An 18494-nucleotide genomic window follows, 5' to 3' on the forward strand; every position below is an offset into this window, starting at 1 on the left:
CGGGACTAGTCGCTGCCACAGCTGTTGAGCGGATCGCTCACCGTACAGATGCAGCTGCCGATCAGCGGAACGCAATAACCGCCGCCATTGCCGCAATAGCGAAAGCTGCAGAACCCATCTTCCTGGTCCACCATTTCTTTTTGCTGCTCCCGGGTGAGGGGCAGCCCGATGTCCGTTATTTTTTTCATGGAAAGGCCTGTTTTTTCGGTTCAAAAAACAGTAAAAACTTTGGTGAAAAAAATGCCTACTCTGTCAAAGGTTTTCGGCTTCCCCTTATAGATATTCAAGGTCCTTTATTTCGTACTGATCTGGCAAGAGGTGTCCGTTGACATAGATCGTCGGGGTGTGCGTGATCCCGGCTCTTTCGCACCATTCCGTCATCTCCTGCACTTTGAGTTCCTGCCGGCTGAGTTCCCCGTTGACGGGATACCGTTCGGCCCAGGCCCTGTATCGTTCTTCGGGCTGCAGCAGGTTATCGCTGCCCTCCTTATACCATTCGTGTATCGCGTCTTCCCGTGCCCGTCCTCCGGCGCCGAGCCGGTCGTTGCCGGCGACGGCCAGCAGGTGGGCGGCCGTGGTGGTCCGGAGGTCGTTCTCGTGGACATGAACGGCAAAGATGATCTGGGCCTTCCATTCCGGATTGCTTTTGATCAGCGATTCGATCTTCGGATGCGCCTTTGCGCAGGGCCCGCAATAGGGATTACAGATCTTCAGCAGCGTGTTTGGGGCTTCCGGGTTGCCGATGAGGATACCCATGCCTTCCGTTCCCGGCTGTAGAGGCGGTTGCTCCTTCAGCGTGGCATTGAACACCTCCGCGTTTCTTTTGAGCCGGTTCAGCTGATGCAGGTATTCCTTTGCCTGCCGGCCTTCATAGAGCCAGGGTTTTGCCAGCAGCCAGAGATAGGCCATCGCTGCGAAGGATGCCGCGACGGTCAGGGAGGACCCGATGGATTGCCCCGTCAACGCGTGCCATTGCAAGGCCGGTCCGGTATGCGTGAAAAGTGCGGAAAGAAATTCGGCTGCCAGCAGCAGCTGGACAAGCAGGCAAAGCACACACCATTGTCTGGCGACCACACCCTGGTAGTAGAGCGAGAAGCCCGTGTAGGGCAGCGCGAGCAGGTTGAGAAAATAAAGCCAGGGCAGGGCGGCGGCTCCCGCGATGGTCAACGCCACAAAGCTGCCGGCAAAATAGACAAATCCCACCTCGCTCCAACTGATGCCACCCGGCAGCTTCGAAGCCCTGCTTTGCAGGATCGCCTTACAGCTGGTCTTTTTTCCCAACGTACAGATCTGTTGCAGTAAGGTCTGGTTCCCGTCATATTCATACCACAGGAGCAGGCTGGTGACGATGACCCCCAGGGACTTGGCGAGCAGCAATGCCGCCGGATACACCGATTGGAAGGTATCCGCCTGCCCGCCCGCCAGAAAACGGATCACCCCGAACAGCAGGAACAGGAGCAGCGCCCCCGGCAGACCCATATCCCGTCTCCATTCCAGCCGTTTCTTCCGGCGGAATTCGGGCTCTCCGCTGTTCTGCCCGGCTGACGCCAGCAATGCCACTCCCTCCCAGGCATATAAAAAATCACCCCGGGGGAGACTTCTTTTTTGATACCGGTCATCCAGGTATTCCACTGCGCCGTCATCGATGTGGGTGACGGTGATGAACCGGCTGCTGCCCCGCGCGAGAAAGGCGATAAACGGCCGTGGCAATGCGTCCAGCTGACCCGTGTCGATCCGTATCGCTCTCGTCTCCACCTGCCAGGACCGGAGACTGTCCGTGATACTGAGCAGGCTCAGATGAGCGGGATGCGACAGGATCTTATCCCGTACCGAAGTGTACGTTACCCTGACTTTTAGAAGGTGCAGTAGCTGTGACGTAGCGGCGATGACACCCCTGGTTCCGGGTGACTGCGACCGGTTGCTAAGCTTGACCATGACGGTTACCGTTTGGAGCTGTTCCTAATATCCCGGGTTCTGAACGAGCTTATTATTCTTGTTCACCTCGTCGCGGCTGATCGGCCGGAAATACATCTTGTCGATCCAGGTCCGGTTCTCCAGTGAATTATCGGTATATGGTGTATACGTATACGTATAGTCGGTCTCGTCATGTTTGTACGGCGACGGTGCGAGCGCCCCCGGTTTCAGGGTGCCTACTACATTGATGAATTGCAGCTTTCTTCCCAGCGTGGTCGGGGCGATCATCCAGCGACGTGCATCGTGATAGCGGTGCTCTTCATAGGCGAGTTCGACCCTTCGTTCATTCCGGTATCGCTGCCGCAGGGCGTCCCCGGTCTCCGTGACGGCCGGCATCCCTGCGCGGAAGCGGATCTTGTTCATCCAGGTCTGGGCCTCCGTGTTATTCCCCAGTTCGATGCAGGCTTCAACATAATTGAGAACGGCTTCCGTATAGCGTAGGACCGGCCAGGGAACATATTGCCGGGTATTGTTATCCACGACATTGGGATCGGGGTCGATGAATTTCCGCATGTAATAGGAGGTCCAGGTACCGTTCCAGTTCTCTACCGGGCTTTGCCGGGTATCGAGGCCTGCCTGAAGTACGCCACCGTGTGTCATCTCATACGATCCGGTTTGGATCTGGTTGGCGGGGTCGGGGTTTGAGGTGATCTTATCGCGGGGCTTCCAGGGTGCGCCGTCATAGAGGATGGTGGCATAGAAACGGGGGTCGCGGTTCTTAAAGGGGGCAGCCGCTTCGGTCGGGTTGGTCCAGTCGAATTTGGAACCCGTCGCGTCCATCATTTCGTAGTCGTCGACCAGCTGCTGGATGGGTGCATTGCCTGCCCAGTTGTGGTATCCGTTGGGTCCGTTGTCCAGCCCTACCGAGGTGCCATCCGTTCCCGGGCCGCCGCTGACGAGCTGGGAGGTGAAATCCCGTTCGAAGATCAGCTCCACGGAAGCGGCCTTGTCGATCCCCGGTGCATTGCTGCCACCGCCCATGGAGATGGATGTATAGTAGTTCTGGGCATCGGCTGCCGAAGCCGGCGCGGTCAGGTTCAACATATAGCCGCTGCCTGCCTGTAAGACGGCAAAGGCGGCATCTTTCGCAGCCTGCCAGCGGGCCGTGCGGTCGCCGCTCGTATAACCCAATAGTTCGGGATTGGAAAAGCCGGCGATGGTTGCCGATTTGGCCTTGGCTGTCGGGATATCGTGCAGATCGCTGGCCGCGTATAGAAGGATGCGGGCTTTCAACGCCAGCGCAGCCAACGGGGTAGCGCGTCCACGGTCGAGGGTTTTCCCGGTCAGCAGCGCGTTGGCGCTGTCACAATCTTTAACGATGAAATTGACGCAGTCTGAAAAGTTGCTGCGGGCGATGCTATAGTCCTCGTTCAGGCCATAGGTATGGTCGACCAGCGGAACGCCGCCGTAAAAGCGGACCAGCTGGTGATAATAATAGGCCCGCATAAAGTGGGCTTCGCCCTGCAACCGCTGGACCAGCGCGTTGTCGGTGATAGTGGTATTCCGCAGGTTCTCGAGTGCGACATTTGCCGATCTGATCCGGTAATACAGACTGTCCCAGTAGTTGGTGGGGTCGATCCATCCCAGGTTGGAAGGACTGAGCGTGCCTTCGTTGATCGTGTTGATCCCGCGGCCCGGATGGACGAAGACCGATTCATCCGAGAGGGAGGCCAGTTCCTGTTCAAAGAACCCGCCGTTGGCCAGCCCGTTATAGATATTGGTTACAAAGGCTGCTGCCAGTCCCCCATCCTTCCAGGTATCCTCCGAGGAGATCTGGTTTAGCGGCTGAGTGTTCAGGAATTTCTTACTACAGGCGGCAAACAAGACCAGTGCCGCGAGAAAGGGCAAGGCCAAGGCAAACAATTTTATTTTTGGTGTCATAGAATTTCTTTTTTTAGAAGGTGACTCTTACCCCTGTATTGATGATCCGGGACTGAGGATAATACTGACCGTTCCCCGAGGTGGATTCCGGGTCATAGATCTTCATCTTGTCCCAGGTGATCAGGTTAAGCCCGTTGGCATAGATCCGCAGGTTGCTGATACTCGCACGATGCAACAGCTTCGAGGAGAAATTATAACCCAGCTCCACGTTCTTCAACCGCAGATAATTGCTGCTTCTCAGGAAATAGGTGTTGTTCCATGCTCCGCCACCGGTATAGTAGGTATTGCTCCGGTTGGCCAGCCGCGGATCCACACTGCTGGGATGGTCGATCGTCCACTGGTGGTCGTAGGAATATTGCAGGTAGTTGCCGATGTCGCCCGACTCGGTCCCGATGAACAGGAAGCCACCTGTTGCGCCCTGGAAAAGAACGGACAGGTCAAACCCTTTCCAGCCGGCCCGGAGGTTTACCCCGCCGGTGAAAGTCGGGTCCGGCGTGCTGTTCATCCGCAACTGGTCATCGCCATCGATCTTCCCGTCATGGTTGACGTCTTTGAACTTCATATCCCCTGGCTTTAGGGCGGGAGTGACGCCGGTGTAGTCGATCGTATTGGCTGCGATCTCTTTGGCATCTCTGAAGACCCCGGCATACTGATAGGTGAGGAAGGCTGCGACGCCATTGGCGGCAAAGGGATGACCGGTTGCCTTTTGCCAGGCGGGGGCGCCAGGTGCTTCATCATAGGCCAGGATCTTATTCTTGGCGTAACCGGCGTTGACGCTTATGGAATACGTGAAGTCTCCGCTGCGCCCATTGTAGCCTACCGTGAACTCATACCCCTTGTTCTCGGTCTTGGCGATATTCTCGGGAGGGAGAATATTCGCTATACCGCTGGAGGCCGGGGTCGAGCCCTGCGGACGCCAGAGGATATGCGTGCGGCGGTTGTAGAAATAATCAAATTCGAAGTTCACCTTGCCGTCCCAGAGCTGACCTTCCATGCCGACATTCGAATTGTTTGCCACCTCCCAGGTGAAATTCGGGTTCGGCACGACGGTTTCCTGCAATGTGGTGGCCGCTGCGTTATTGATCGTATACGCGTTGAAGCCATAGGTAGCCAGGTACTGATACTCCTGCAGGACGTTATTATAGTATACCTGGTCGTTCCCCATCTGGCCCCACGAGGCGCGGAGCTTGAGGTAATTGACCGTTTTAGCGAGCGGCCGCCAGAAGTTCTCCTCCGAAATTCTCCAGCCCGCCAGCACACCGGGGAAGAATCCGAAACGGTGTGCCGCGGGAAAGAGGTAGGAACCATCATAACGCCACAGGAATTCCGCAAGGTATTTCTCTTTATAGTTATAGGCAGCACGGCCGAAATAGCTCAGTCTCGCCCGCTCATAGGCCGACCCGCCCACATTCTGCTGTGGCGCGCCACCGGCAAAAAGCTGGTCGATGGACGAAGAAATGAAGTTGGTCCGGTAGGCGTTGAAATCGTCTTCGTTATCCTTTTCCTTGGTGACGGCGGCCATCAGGTTGAGGGTGTGATCGCCAAAGGTCTTGTCGTAGTTGACAAATCCCGACAACAGAATATTCAGGTAGTTGAAATTTGTCTCGTTCAACTGCGGACTCGTAAAGGTGGACCGCAGGCTCCTTGTCAGCAAGGGTGTTCCGTCGGCCTGCAATGTGGAGTGATCCCAGAAATACAGGTACCAGGGCGTCTGCCATACTCTATGCAGCTGATTCTCTTTATCGGCGGTGGCGGTACCTGTTATCTTCAAACCGGGCACCCAGGGGACCGTGACCTCGACCCTACCGTTCACCTGGAAATAATCTCTTTTATCCTTGTCATATCCGGTCTGGTTGGTGGTGATCACGATGGGATTCTGGCCATTCTCGATATCCGGACCCGGCAGGCCGTTGGGCCATACTTCGGGGTCTGTCGGGCGGCCGCGCATCAGCATCCGGAAAATGGAACCGGCAGATTGCGTTGGGAAGAAGCGAAACTCTTCACGGGCCGTCAGGTTGATCCCGGTAGTGATCCATTTGTTGATGCGGGCGTCTACGTTGAGCCGCATATCATATTGCTTGTAACCCGTGGCAGAATTCTTATAGTAGCCGTCCTGGTCCTCATAGCCCACCGAACCCAGATAGCGGATGGACTCGCTGCCCCCGTTGATCTGCAGGGTATGCCGCACCTGAGGCGCCCAGGTCTTCAGTGTGGTCTTGAACCAATCGGTATTTGGATGGCCCCAGGGATCGGAGTGGTCCTTGTATTTCTGGATATCCCCGGGTTGGAAAGGAGCGGTTATCGTGCTACCTGCCTGTGTAGTGTATTTACCGGCCGATGCAAAAGCCGACTGGGCCGCGGCCCATTCTGCCGGGTCGATATTATCATAAATGGTGGTCTCGTTGTTGATGGCGGCATATTCCGTGGCCGTGGCCATCTTGGGAATGCGGTCCGGCTGCGCCCAGCCATGATTGAAGGTATAGGAGACCTGGGGTTTCCCGGATTTCCCGTGTTTTGTCGTCACCAGGATGACGCCGTTGGCGGCCCGTGCTCCGTAGATGGCGGCGGAAGCATCTTTCAGTACGGACATGCTTTCGATATCCGCCGGGTTCAGCCGTTCCAGGCCGCCGGAGATATCCGGGATCCCGTCGACGACGATCAGCGCCGAGGTATTTCCAAGCGTATTGGTCCCCCGGATCCGGATGGTAGAGCCGTCATAGCCCGGTTCACCGGTAGCCTGAACGGCATAGACGCCGGGCAGGCGGCCGACGAGGGAGTTGGAAAGGTTTACCGTGGGGGATTTTTCGAGTTCGCTACCCTTGACCTGGGCGACGGCTCCCGTTACGGTCACCTTCTTCTGGCTCGCGTAACCGACCACGACGACATCTTTCAGGGGGTTGTCACCGGCCAATAGCGTTACGTCGATGGAGGTCTTGCCTTTTATGGAGAACTCCTGCGGTGAGTAACCTACAAAACTGAATATCAGCGACGCGTTCGGACTGGTGACATCCAGCGCAAAGGAACCGTCCTCTTTCGTCGTGGTCCCGTTGTTGGTGCCTTTTTCCTGCACGGTCACATCCTTGAGGGGTTCCCCCTTCTCACTGATAACCTTACCGGTGATCCTGACCGCGACAGGCGGTTTTTCGGTTATCTCCCCGCCACTCCGCATGATAACGATAAGATTCTCATTCAGGCGGTGATAGGAAAGCCCGGTCCGCTCCAGCACCTTGTCGAGCACTTCCTCGACCGAAGCCTGCTGGGCTACGATGGTCACCCGCTGATCTTTGGGAAGGATCTCATCCTTATAGACAAAACGAAAGAATCCCTGATCCTCGATGGCCTTGAATACCTTTTTCAACTGCGTCTTCTCGAGGCGAAGGTTGATATTCCCCTGTCCATACCCCCTGGCAAAGGATTGCATGGATAAAGCGAAGATGCATAAAATGGCAAGTTTGGTCATCAGCAGGTATTTGGTAAATGGGCGTATCCTGCCCGGGGAAGGAACGCTTCCGGTTTTTTTCATATCTTAGATTTGAAATAATGATAATGCCCTGTCCGCTCAGCGGCAGGAATTGTCTTTCAGGCGGGGGATGCTGCAATCATTCTCCGCTTCTTTTTTTATTTCCTTTTAGGTGACTTTTTTCATATAGCAATTTCGGTTTGGTTTGTCAATCAAGGTCGTATCGTAACCACCCGTCGCCGGATGGAATAATGAAAAGTCCCGGTCAGCCGCAATGCCTCCATCACCTGCGGCAGGGCTTCTTCTTCAAATACCCCGCTGTATTCGGTTTGCTTCAACGCGTCTTCGGTGATGTTCACTTTGACGTTGAACCAGCGCTCCATCTTGAGGGCGACGGACTCCAGGCTTTCTTTGTCGAAGGCCAGTTTATTCTTCACCCAGAGCACCTCTGTTGCGATACTGTCCTTATCCTTGTAATGCGCTTTGAGAAGACTCACGCGGGGAGCCTCTGTGGTTGAACTTACCGGCTTGCCGGGAGTGGACAGGCGGGGCCGGCTATCGTTTTTTACCACTAATTTATCGTTGGGTTTCATCAGGATCTTTTTTGCGGGATCGCTGTTGAGGGTGACCTCCACCGACCCGTGGATCAGGACGGCTTCCGTATTCTTTTCGTTGGCATAGGACCGCACATTCAATGTGGTGCCCAGCACCAGCACGTTGATGGCGTTGGTATGGATGATAAAGGGGTGTCGGTGGTCTTTCACCACGTCGAAATAGGCTTCGCCGCAAAGCTGCACTTCTCTTGCGGCGCCGGTGAAACTCTCGCTATAGACAAGGCGGCTGTCGGCATTCAGCCAAACCTGTGTTCCGTCGGGCAGCTGTATCTTGGATTTGGAACCGGGTTTTGTGCTCACGCTATTGGTGGCGACAGGAGCCGGCGCCGGCTTTTTGGACGTCGATTGCCATTGATAGGCAAAGAAAGAAAAACCTGCCAGCGAAGCGGCGATGCCGAGGGCAAAAAGAAAAAATCGCCGGCGGCGCGGGCCGCGCGAAGGAAGGTGCTCGCTTTGGTTCAATCGTTGAAGATGCCGCTGCATGGCGCCTTTTTTCAGCCGGGGGCTGCCGGGCGCGGCGTGTGTCCACCACTCCCCCATCGCCTCCAGCCGGGCGTTCCATTCGGGATGGTCTCCGAGCAAACGGTCCAGCGTCGCCAATTCTTCGGCGTTGGCTTCTCCCGAAAGCTTAAGACTCATCAATAACCAAAACTGATCTTCCCTCATGGCAAGTGTGGATATACCCACATAGACACGGGTTCTCAGTCGTATGTACCAAAGGCCGACAAAATATCTTTTAGAAGGGGAGCCTCGCCGATCTTCTGGACGGCGATGGCCATTTGATTTCGGACGGTATAGGGAGAGATATCCAGAATGGCAGCTACTTCCTTGTAACGAAGACCCTCTTCGCGCACCAGTTGAAAGATGATCCGGCATTGCGGCGGCAACTGCTGGACGATGCGGCGCATCTGGTTGGCCAGATCGGCGGAGATACAGAGATCGGCGGGACTGCTTCCCTCGACAAAGGCGCCGTTGTCGAGGTTATCGAGTCCGATGACCCTGCCGTCTGCATTCCGGGAGAGATAATTAAGGGAGAAATTCCGGGCGATGGTATAGAGATAGACCCGCAGGTTGGCGATCTCCGCCAGCCGGGCCCGCATCTGCCATACTTTTATAAAGACATCGGAGACGATCTCTTCGGCCACCTCGGGTGACCGCACCATGGAGTAGGAAAAACGGTAGATCCTTTCGGAGAGGAGTTCATACAACCGCCTATACGCCTTCATATCCTCGTATAAGGCGATTCGCAGTTGTATTTCCGATATAGCAGCAAGTTGGTCCAAAAGATCGAGCTTCCTCAGTGGTGTTAAAGGAAAGTTAACAACCTTTTATGAAATATCGCTACATCGGTCGCAGATATTTTTTCCACTATGTGTTCATACCTACTTTTAGACCTGTAAAATTGACACCTAATCCGGGACCGCGGGGAATGGTGACGTTGCCGTTGTCGAATGAAAGGCCTGTCGCTACGTCTTGCGTCAGCAGAAGCGGCCCATCCATATCCACATAATCTATTGCCGGCAGCAGGTGGGCGATGGCCGCGCTGCCCACCGTACTCTCGTTCATACTCCCCACCATCACCTTCATCCCCAGGCTCCGGGCGGTTTCGATCATCCGGCGCGCCGGTGTCAGTCCGCTGCACTTGGTCAGCTTTATATTGATGCCATGGAAGTATCCGTGACAGCGTTGGACATCATCTTCTGATACGCAGGACTCATCGGCGATGAGCGGCAGCGCCGATTGTTGGTACAACAGCTTCATCCCTTCCCAGTTATCCTTCGCCAGCGGCTGCTCTACAAACTCCACGCCCATCGCGGCCAGCTGCGGGATCTTTTCCAACGCTTCTTCCACCGTCCAGCCGGCGTTGGCATCGACGCGAAACCGTGCGTCGGTATGCTGACGCAGGGCTGCCATGATCGCCAGGTCATCCGGGACCCCCAGCTTTACCTTATATATAGGCCAGGGCCGTTCTTTCATCTTGGCTACCATCTTGTCGACCGTGTCGATCCCGATGGTGAAATCGGTCTGCGGGCCTTTTGTGGGATCGAGGCCCCATAATTCAAACAAGGGCTTGCCTACCTGCTGCCCGAAGAGATCCCAGGCGGCGATGTCCAGCGCACAGACCAAAAAGGGGTTCTGGGGCAGGAGATGATGCAGATAATGCCAGTACCGCTGCGGATCGGTCAGTGCAAACCGCTCGATCATGGATTTATGGGCCTCGAGATCGGCGATCATCTTCTCCACCGGCAGGTGATAATAAGTAATGGCCGGCGCCTCGCCGTATCCTTTCAGCCCCTTATGCTCCAGCTCCACCACCAGGGTCGGCTGATGGGTCTTGGTACCTTTGGAGATCGTAAAGGGGTGTCTGAAAGGAAGTTGATAAGAGTAATACGTGCAGATCATGGGGGGCAAATGTACGTCATAAACGCAAACGGGGAGGCCTTCGGAAATTACGTGCAAATGCGGGCTTATACGCGCTTTTTTGCAGAAATGAGAAAATTTTTCCAATCCTGGGAACGATTTGGACTTTGGCATGCTCGCAAGTCATTCTCGATCAAAATCTTGTGTTTTGGCACCGTTTTGCATGAGTAGGGATACAAACGAATCGTACCCACATGAAAAGTATCACCGCCACCACCCAACTCTTCCGCCTGGCTTTTGCCGCTGCTCTGTTGTTTGCCGGTCTTACCCCCGTCGCTGCTCAGACTGCCAGCGCCAAGAATGGTGTCACCCCTGCCCTGATGCTTAGCTTCGATGGTCAGGTCAATGACAACGCCGCCCTGCTGAACTGGGTTATGGAAAACGAGACCAACTGTAAATGGTTTGTGATCGAGCGTTCCGGTGATATGGGTGGTTATGATTCCATCAGCGTTGTTGACGGTCTCAACAACAACAATATGACCACTTACAACTTCGCCGATGGTCATATGCTCAGCGGCAACAATTACTATCGTCTTCGTCAGGTTGATCGCGATGGTATCACCCGGTATTCCAAGGTTGTTAATCTTTATAGTAGTGCGGTAGAGAACGCCACGCCCAAGATGGCCGTTTATCCCAACCCTGCCATTTCCACCCTCAACTACAGCGTAAACAGTGCAGCTCCCCAACAGGTCGTCGTACAGGTTTATAACTTAGCCGGTGTCGTTTGTTATACGACCCAGCAGCAGCTGTTTGCAGGTGTCAACCAGCAGACCATCGCCCTTAACGGTCTGAAGAATGGCAACTACTTTCTGAAGGTAACCAACCGTGAAGGTTCTACCCAGTTTGTACAGCCCTTCGTAAAAATGATGTAAGAGAGAATCAAGCCTGAAAAAATAAACCCCTTTCCCCGCGGCCGGTTTCACAATGGTGAGCCGGCCGTTCTAGTTTCCGGCCTTTCCGGTTGCCGGCCTTTCCTGTTGCGTCGGTGAAGGTATGGGCGTTCCCAAAAATGATAACCGTTCCCGGTGCGGGAAGTTTTTTTCGACCTCGGATTTTTAATCTTTTGACTATTAGTGCGTTGAAAATTAGCAAGGGCTTTGCCTATCTATTGGCATATCCGATTACTATGAAACATCTCTACTCTAAAGCCCTGATTCTTTCTTTCCTGCTGATCGTTATTTTGCAGGCTCCGGCGCAGAACTATTACCCCGGTGGGCTCGGCAAGACAAATCTCTTCCTTTGGTTGAATGCCGCTAACAGCGGCTCCGTTTCCCGGAATGGCGCCGGTAAGGTGTCCCAATGGTCGGACCTCAGCGGGAAGGGCAACGATGCAACGGCAGGCAGCTCGAGCCGTCCTGTTTATGGCGCTACGGCCAGCCCGAACAACAAGCCGGCCATCGGCTTCAACGGCGACAACTCACAATACCTCAGTCTCGGCACTTTGTCCAATACGCTCTCGTTTACCAACGGCGTCAGCGCTTTTGCCATGGCTTCCTTCGACGCGCCTGGATCCAGCTATGGCTGGCAGCGGATCTTCGACTTCGGCAATGGCGACGGCGACGACAATTTTATGATGGGCCGTTATGGCGCCACCGCCAATCTTTACTATGAAGGTTGGAAAAACAACAGCGGTGACCAGTCCTATACCACCACCGGAGCGATCACCAACGGTGCTGCCAATCTGTTCGAATCGATCCAACAGGGCGGCACGGCCGGCAACCTGACGAACGTCAACCACTATATCGCCGGTGCTTCCCAGACGGCTTCGGGCCAGGCGGGTTCCAGCAAGACGTATCTGCCCGCGGCGACAAGCCGGTCGAGCAACTATATCGGCCGCAGCAACTGGACCTCGGATGATTATTTTTCCGGTACGATGTCCGAGATCCTCCTTTACAATACGGCGATGAACAGCACGCAGCGGGTGATCCTGGAAAACTATCTTTCGACGTCCTGGAACAAATCGGTCAGCACCGATATCTATACTCCGGCTTCTGCTACGACCTATACGACGAACCTGGTGGCCATCGGCTATACCAGCAGCACGGATAATGCGCTGGCGACGGTCGCCGGCTCGACGGATGGATTGGGTTTTAGCAGCGGTACCACTACGACCGACTTCCTGCACAGTGCAGGGTACCTGGCCGCCGCACACAACGCACAGAACAACACCGTGATCAGCAACACCACCCTGCCCGGCCTCATGAGCGGCAGTGCGATCTCCCGCTGGAACCGCAGCTGGAGGATGCAACGGACCAGTGGCACCGCCGCCGGGAACGTCACCGTCGTCTTCAATTTCGCGGATTATAACAGCGCGTTATCCGCTCCGTCCGGCACGGCGGTCTATGCGCTGGTGTACAATGCGACGGACGGCAGCTTCGCCACCGGCACGAACCAGCTGATCACCACCACTGCAACGACGGTATCCGGCAGCACGGTCTCTTTCCGGACCGCGGCTTCCAGCCTCGCCACCGGTTACTATACTATTGCCTATAGCACTTCGCCCATCGTCCTGCCTGTAACGCTCACTTCATTTACGGCTACTCAACAGGAGCAAACGGCCGTTCTGGAATTCACCGCCATACAGCCCGCCGGCTTCAGCCATTTCGAGATCCAGCGGGCGGCCGACGGTGCTGATTTTGCCTCTATTGGAACTGTTGCCGGGAATGCCAACAGCGATGACTATACGTTTACCGACGGACATCCGCTTGCCGGGAAGAACTACTACCGGCTCGCCATGGTCGACGCAGACGGCACCACCACCTATTCCGCTATCCGGGTCCTTACCTTTGAAACGGCAGGCGGCGCTGCCCTCACGATGTCGGTATATCCCAACCCCGTGGCCGACCGGCTGCACCTTGTTTTCACGCACATCAGCGGAACCATCGGGATCCGGTTGCTGAATAGCCAGGGGATGGTCACGCAGGCCACTACTGCCAATGCGTCCACTACCGTCGACATCTCTGTCAGCGGACTTAGCCGGGGTGTTTATTTCGTGGAGATAAGGGGCGCCGACGGCATCCATATTACGAAGGAGATCTACAAACAATAAGATAGCGCCCGCTGGCTTCCACGGGGGGCACCGTCCGCTGGCTTCGGCCGCGGGGGTCACCGTCCGCTGGCTTCCACCTCCCTGCGCAGGTCGGCGTTGAACGCCTTCTCCGCCAGCAGTTCCTCCAGGGTCAGGTGCATGCGGTAACGCCAGTAATGATGTGGGTTGGCGGGCACGTTGATGCGTTCGTCATGCGGGTTTTCGCGACGGAACTGCTCGCTCATCCCCATCAGGTCCTGCAACTGGAAGATCGCCCATTGTGCGGGGGAATGGAGATGCTGCAGCACGATGGCCTTGTTGATCCAGGGCTCGCAGAAGACCGGCGCCTCGCCCCACTGGCGCAGTTCCTGGTTGAAGAAACGCTGGATCCCTTCGCGGTCCTCCTCCCACCAGCCGCGGATCGTACTCATATCATGGGTCGAAGGGGTCACCACCGAGAGATACGGAGCCTCTGCGGGCCGGGCAAAGGGCCGGCTGGTATTCTTCGGCATCCGCTGGACCTCCAGGCTGAGGATGCCCAATTGCCGCATAACGTCGGGAACGCTTCGCGGCACCATCCCCAGGTCTTCGCCAAAGACGAGCATATTGGTGGCCCGCTTCAGCGCGGGCAATTTGCGCATCGCTTCCCGCTGCCAGAAATCGTCCTGCCGGCTATAGAAATAATTGACGTAAAGGTCTTTTAGCTGTTGCTGAATATGCCATTCCAGGTAGCGGAAGGAGGAGGTCTGCTCCATCGAGATACGGAAATGGAACTGGTCTCCACCCGACCCCTCGACTTCCAGCAGGATCACATTGGTGACAAGATCGTAGAGCCCGTTGCGCAGGGTCTCGTCGCTCACCCCTGCCTCAATTTTCCGTTGGGTGGAAAAGACGCTTTTCAGCGTGTAAAACCCATTCCCCGTCGCATCGAGGTACTGCTCTTTCACCCTGTCGGCATCCTGTCCGAAGATCTCCCACAGCACGGCGTCGTTGATGAACGGCCGGGTATAGCGGTCGTGGTCGAACCCAATATTGCGCTGATCAAACTCCACCCGGTGTACCGGGATCGCGGGCTCAAAATGCCCCAGGATCCCTTCCACTACGTCCATGGGGATACTCCAGATCCGGAAGAACCCGAGGATATGGTCGATCCGAAACCCGTCGAAGTAGTTGCGCATATGGCTAAACCGCTGCCGCCACCAGGCATAGCCGTCCTGCATCATCTCATCCCAATTATAGGTCGGGAAACCCCAGTTCTGTCCTTTTACCGCGAAGTTGTCCGGGGGCGCTCCGGCCTGCATTTCCATGTGATAGAGCCGAGGGCTGACCCAGGCGTCGCAGCTATAGCGATAGATGCCGATCGGGATATCTCCCTTTACCACAATACCTTGTTCGTGAGCGTAATCCACGGCGTCTCTCAATTGAATATGGAGATGATATTGGATAAAATATTGAAGAGCAATGGAATCGTGATGCGGCTTGCCGGGTGCGGTATATTTGCGGATCGCTTCCGCGTCATATTCGTTGTGGAGGGTCCACTGTGTAAAGTCCGGAGTTCCATGCTTATCGCGCAGATAACAAAAGGCGGCGTAAGGCACCAGCCAGTCCCGGTTGCGTTCAAAGAATTCGAGGAAATCCGGATCTTTCTCAAATTCTTCTTTCTGTAACTCGTATAGCTCTTTGGCTGTTAATAGCTTAATATTAATTACTTGCTCGTAATCGAGTTGAGGAAGGGCATTTAGTTCTTTCTTCTTTTTATGCAGCGGCTTGATCAGGCCGGCATTCTTCTTCCCGGCGCATTTTTCCAGGTTGAGATAGATCGGATGGAGGGCGAAGGCGGAGATGGCGGCATAGGGATAGGAGTCCATCCAGTTGTGGTTGGCGGAGGTATCCTGTACGGGCAGCAGCTGGATCAGCTTTAATCCGCATTTGACGGCCCAGTCGACCAACCCTTGCAGATCGGTAAACTCGCCTATGCCCATCGACTCTTTGCTGCGCAGGCTGAAGACGGGGATCGAGACCCCGGCGCCATGCCAATCCGTATTGGGGAGGTGGATAAACCCGTCGTGGAGGATGCTCACCTTATCGGGCCGGGAATCGCCGGGGACATAGCGGTTGGGGCCTGCTTCCCAGCGGGTCAGTTTTTTCTCCTTTTTGTGATAGACGCCGTATTTATATTCCAGCGGGAAGGATTCGGGGGACAGGGGCAGGGCGATGGTCCACCAGTCGCCGGTGGGTGTCAGCAGCAGCGGCTCTTCCTCTTTCCAGTCGTTGAGCCCGGTCGCATTGCCGAGCAGGCAGACCCCCTCGTTCTCTTGCAGGAGGGGCGCCTTGACCCGGAAGATATAGGTTATCGCGCCTTTCGGCGCCGACTTGCGAACGGCTTTATGATGGGGCAGCAGGACGTCCAGAAAGGGCGAGGTGAAGAATACGTTCTCAAACTCGCCGGCGAAGTTCCAGGTATCGATCATCTGGATCTCGGCGGCCGTGATGGAGTGCGCGTCGATGGTTCGATCGTCGCCCCACTCTTCCGTCAGGGTGCCGTCGGTATTGCGGAGGAGATAATGATAGTGGATCGGTTCCGCGGGGGGTGCGGAGAGGGTGATGCTTCCGTGCCAGAAATCGCCGTTCACATAGTTGAGTGCAATGGCCCCGGCAGGAAGACTGTTTCCCAGTTGGGCGATATTGCCTACCAGCAGGATCGTTTGGCCGGGATGGGTATAAAATCGAAGATAGAAATCCAATTTCATGGCCTCGAAGGTATTGATTTTTTTGGCTTTGGTTCAATGACCGTTTTGACTTACTTTCGCATAAATTCTTGATCTCATGGCACAAAAGAAGAGTACCGCTCCCTACTGGCTTTTGTTTTTCGTTTCCACTGCCGCTTTTGCCTGGGCTATTGCCTCCCACTTCGAATATTTGACGCTGATCATTCCTTTCGTCGCCACTTCGTTTGTTAAGGCGATGGACATTATGTAGCCTGTCGAACACTTTGTCTACCGATAGCTTCTACAAGCAAAAGATCGCCGCCTGCGACGAAGAGATCCGGGCCATCCAAAACCGGCTGAACGGCATGGCTGTCGTCCGGCTTGCTTTGTTTACCGGGTTAGGTTTTACCATCTACGCCATTGTCCGGGAGTCTTCTCCCCTGCTGGTGATCCTCGCTATCGCGCTGCTCGCCGCCTTCATCCTCTGTGTCAATATTCACTATCGTTGGAAGGAGCAGCGGCTGCTTCTTCAGAAGCTGCGTTTCGTCAATGTGAACGAGCTGGACCGGTTGAGCGGTAAGGCCAATTCCTTTGCCGACGGAGCTGCCTTCCTGGACACAACAGGCTATCTCGACGACCTGGATGTCTTTGGGCCCCATTCCCTTTTTCACGTGCTCAACCGCACGTCGACTGTCAAAGGGCGGGAATTTTTGGCGCAGGCCCTTCGTCAACCCCTGCTCGACCCGGCGGCCATCCTGCAGGAGCAGGCGGCCATCCAAACCCTCGCCCCCCAGACCGATTCCCGGCAGCTGATCACCGCTCATGGGCTGCTCAATGAAGGCAAGGCCATCGATCTTGACAGCGGCGGCTTCCGGCGATGGCTCGAGACTCCGGCGATCTTCAACCGAAAACCGCTCCGGCTTGCGGCGATCGCGCTGCTGATGGGCCTTAACCTGACGGCTATTGCTATCTGGATGGTCAGCAACAACTATACCTTGCTGCTGTTGGGGGTGCTTATTTCCCGGCTCGTCCTTGTCCTTTACGGCAAGTACACCGGCCAGCAGCACGAACTCATCGATAACAAGAAACCGCTTCTCGATCAATATGCCGGCATCCTGGCCGTCTTCAATACCGTCGACGCCGGGGACTCGCTTGCCCTCCAAAAACTGCGTGACCGGACGGTTACCGCGCACAACGCCATCCGCCGGCTGTCCAGCCTCGCCAACTATTTCGATCACCGCAGCAATGGGCTGGTCAATCTCTTCCTGAACACCTTTCTTCTCTACGACCTGCATTGTGTCATCGCGCTGGAACGCTGGAAAGAAGCCTACCGCACCAATTTCATCGACTGGCTGGAGGCCGTCGGCGCCGTCGAACGGCTGAATTCCCAGGCCACCTTTGCCTTCAACTATCCGGACTACCACTATCCATCACCGGAAGGGACTGCTGAGACGCTATTTATCGAGGCGACCCGGCTCGCGCATCCGTTGATCCCCGCTGAACGGCGTATCGCCAATGACTGCACGCTCGGCCGGGGCGAACGGCTGATCCTCGTCACGGGGTCCAATATGTCGGGGAAGACCACCTTCCTGCGGACCATCGGCGTCAACCTCCTGTTGGCGCAATGCGGCATGCCGGTCTGCGCGGCCAGTTTCTCGTTTACACCGATGCACCTGCTCACCTCGCTGCGGATCGACGACTCCCTGCTGGACCAGACCTCGTACTTCATGGCCGAACTAAAGAAACTGCAGCGGATCGTCCACCGCCTGCAAACCGGCGCCCCCGCCCTCGTTCTTATCGACGAGATCCTCCGCGGCACCAACTCCGAAGACAAGACCTTCGGCTCCGAGCATTTTATCCGGCGGCTTATTCAATTTCGTTGTCTCTCGCTGTTCGCGACGCATGATCTTACGCTGGGTTCGCTGGAGCAAGCGGGACTTATCACAAACTATTGCTTCGAGAGCGTGATCGAGAATGATGAGTTGCATTTCAACTACCAGCTCCAGCGCGGCATCGCCCGTAATCGCAATGCTTCCTTCCTGATGAGGAAGATGGACATTATCTAGGCACAAAAAAGGCCCACCGATCGGTGGGCCTTTGCTACATAACCATATCCTTTAGTAACCGAGTCCGGTGATAATGCCGGGCTTCCGTCGAGCGTTGGACGCATAGCGTCCCCTACGGCGTATTGCCCAAAGATGCAGGTGCAACGAAGTTTTGTTCGTTCTGCGCATTGCGACATCTGTCGCCACGGTTTCTTTTACTTCGGTCATCCAATTTTTTAGGATAGCAGGTTCCATTTGCACAATAGAGTGCACTAATTCACTTTTCATAAATGTTCCATTTTTAGAGTTAATTCCGAACAATCAGTGGAGACAAGAACACTTGAGAATCGTTGAAAGAAGTGT

General features: G+C 55.5%; 12 protein-coding genes. 4 read left to right on the plus strand and 8 right to left on the minus strand.

All coding sequences use genetic code 11. The features are described from left to right. Window positions 1-5: 5 nt before the first annotated feature. The 7 genes from VGM48_RS13915 to VGM48_RS13945 all read right to left on the minus strand — a co-directional run bounded on the left by VGM48_RS13915 (window position 6) and on the right by VGM48_RS13945 (window position 10332). Window positions 6-188: a hypothetical protein gene (locus VGM48_RS13915; protein ID WP_331580072.1), complete on the minus strand. Its 183-nt coding sequence runs from the start codon at window positions 186-188 to the stop codon at window positions 6-8. Between the two features lie 85 nt (window positions 189-273). Beyond that, window positions 274-1935 carry a vitamin K epoxide reductase family protein gene (locus tag VGM48_RS13920; protein ID WP_331580073.1) on the minus strand — a complete coding sequence of 554 codons (1662 nt, stop codon included), beginning with the start codon at window positions 1933-1935 and terminating at the stop codon, window positions 274-276. Window positions 1936-1959: 24 nt separating this feature from the next. After that, window positions 1960-3855, minus strand: a complete 1896-nt coding sequence (locus VGM48_RS13925) for a RagB/SusD family nutrient uptake outer membrane protein (protein ID WP_331580074.1) — start codon at window positions 3853-3855, stop codon at window positions 1960-1962. A 13-nt stretch (window positions 3856-3868) separates the two neighbouring features. Further along, complete coding sequence (locus VGM48_RS13930; RefSeq protein WP_331580075.1) at window positions 3869-7378, minus strand: SusC/RagA family TonB-linked outer membrane protein; 3510 nt, start codon at window positions 7376-7378, stop codon at window positions 3869-3871. Between the two features lie 149 nt (window positions 7379-7527). Then, on the minus strand, window positions 7528-8568 hold the full coding sequence (locus VGM48_RS13935; protein WP_331580076.1) for a FecR family protein: 1041 nt from the start codon (window positions 8566-8568) through the stop codon (window positions 7528-7530). 62 nt (window positions 8569-8630) lie between these two features. Beyond that, window positions 8631-9155 (minus strand): RNA polymerase sigma-70 factor, encoded by a 525-nt coding sequence (locus VGM48_RS13940; RefSeq protein ID WP_331580078.1) that lies wholly within the window; start codon window positions 9153-9155, stop codon window positions 8631-8633. 142 nt (window positions 9156-9297) lie between these two features. Further along, window positions 9298-10332 carry a dipeptide epimerase gene (locus VGM48_RS13945; protein ID WP_331580080.1) on the minus strand — a complete coding sequence of 345 codons (1035 nt, stop codon included), beginning with the start codon at window positions 10330-10332 and terminating at the stop codon, window positions 9298-9300. A gap of 212 nt (window positions 10333-10544) precedes the next feature. Here VGM48_RS13945 and VGM48_RS13950 point away from each other — a divergent pair, with 212 nt between their 5' ends. Together VGM48_RS13950 and VGM48_RS13955 are read left to right on the plus strand one after the other, a co-directional pair. Beyond that, window positions 10545-11222 carry a T9SS type A sorting domain-containing protein gene (locus VGM48_RS13950; protein WP_331580082.1) on the plus strand — a complete coding sequence of 226 codons (678 nt, stop codon included), beginning with the start codon at window positions 10545-10547 and terminating at the stop codon, window positions 11220-11222. A 254-nt stretch (window positions 11223-11476) separates the two neighbouring features. Continuing rightward, window positions 11477-13399, plus strand: coding sequence for a T9SS type A sorting domain-containing protein (locus VGM48_RS13955; RefSeq protein ID WP_331580084.1), 1923 nt, complete (start codon window positions 11477-11479; stop codon window positions 13397-13399). 56 nt (window positions 13400-13455) lie between these two features. On the opposite strand, the gene VGM48_RS13960 is transcribed toward VGM48_RS13955, so the two are convergent. Then, window positions 13456-16128, minus strand: coding sequence for a 4-alpha-glucanotransferase (locus VGM48_RS13960; protein WP_331580086.1), 2673 nt, complete (start codon window positions 16126-16128; stop codon window positions 13456-13458). 76 nt (window positions 16129-16204) lie between these two features. Here VGM48_RS13960 and VGM48_RS13965 point away from each other — a divergent pair, with 76 nt between their 5' ends. Together VGM48_RS13965 and VGM48_RS13970 are read left to right on the plus strand one after the other, a co-directional pair. After that, a complete protein-coding gene (locus VGM48_RS13965) occupies window positions 16205-16357 on the plus strand; it encodes a hypothetical protein (protein WP_331580088.1) in 153 nt (50 codons plus the stop codon). Between the two features lie 13 nt (window positions 16358-16370). Beyond that, window positions 16371-18152 carry a MutS-related protein gene (locus VGM48_RS13970; protein WP_331580089.1) on the plus strand — a complete coding sequence of 594 codons (1782 nt, stop codon included), beginning with the start codon at window positions 16371-16373 and terminating at the stop codon, window positions 18150-18152. Window positions 18153-18494: the final 342 nt, after the last annotated feature.

The organism is Puia sp., from assembly GCF_036500295.1.
Classification (GTDB): domain Bacteria; phylum Bacteroidota; class Bacteroidia; order Chitinophagales; family Chitinophagaceae; genus Puia.

Coding starts and splice junctions, on each gene's coding strand:
- VGM48_RS13945 (WP_331580080.1), bottom strand. CDS start 10,332: ATGATCTGCACGTATTACTCTTATCAACTTCCTTTCAGACACCCCTTT.
- VGM48_RS13960 (WP_331580086.1), bottom strand. CDS start 16,128: ATGAAATTGGATTTCTATCTTCGATTTTATACCCATCCCGGCCAAACG.
- VGM48_RS13935 (WP_331580076.1), bottom strand. CDS start 8,568: ATGAGTCTTAAGCTTTCGGGAGAAGCCAACGCCGAAGAATTGGCGACG.
- VGM48_RS13950 (WP_331580082.1), top strand. CDS start 10,545: ATGAAAAGTATCACCGCCACCACCCAACTCTTCCGCCTGGCTTTTGCC.
- VGM48_RS13930 (WP_331580075.1), bottom strand. CDS start 7,378: ATGAAAAAAACCGGAAGCGTTCCTTCCCCGGGCAGGATACGCCCATTT.
- VGM48_RS13915 (WP_331580072.1), bottom strand. CDS start 188: ATGAAAAAAATAACGGACATCGGGCTGCCCCTCACCCGGGAGCAGCAA.
- VGM48_RS13965 (WP_331580088.1), top strand. CDS start 16,205: ATGGCACAAAAGAAGAGTACCGCTCCCTACTGGCTTTTGTTTTTCGTT.
- VGM48_RS13925 (WP_331580074.1), bottom strand. CDS start 3,855: ATGACACCAAAAATAAAATTGTTTGCCTTGGCCTTGCCCTTTCTCGCG.
- VGM48_RS13955 (WP_331580084.1), top strand. CDS start 11,477: ATGAAACATCTCTACTCTAAAGCCCTGATTCTTTCTTTCCTGCTGATC.
- VGM48_RS13920 (WP_331580073.1), bottom strand. CDS start 1,935: ATGGTCAAGCTTAGCAACCGGTCGCAGTCACCCGGAACCAGGGGTGTC.
- VGM48_RS13940 (WP_331580078.1), bottom strand. CDS start 9,155: ATGAAGGCGTATAGGCGGTTGTATGAACTCCTCTCCGAAAGGATCTAC.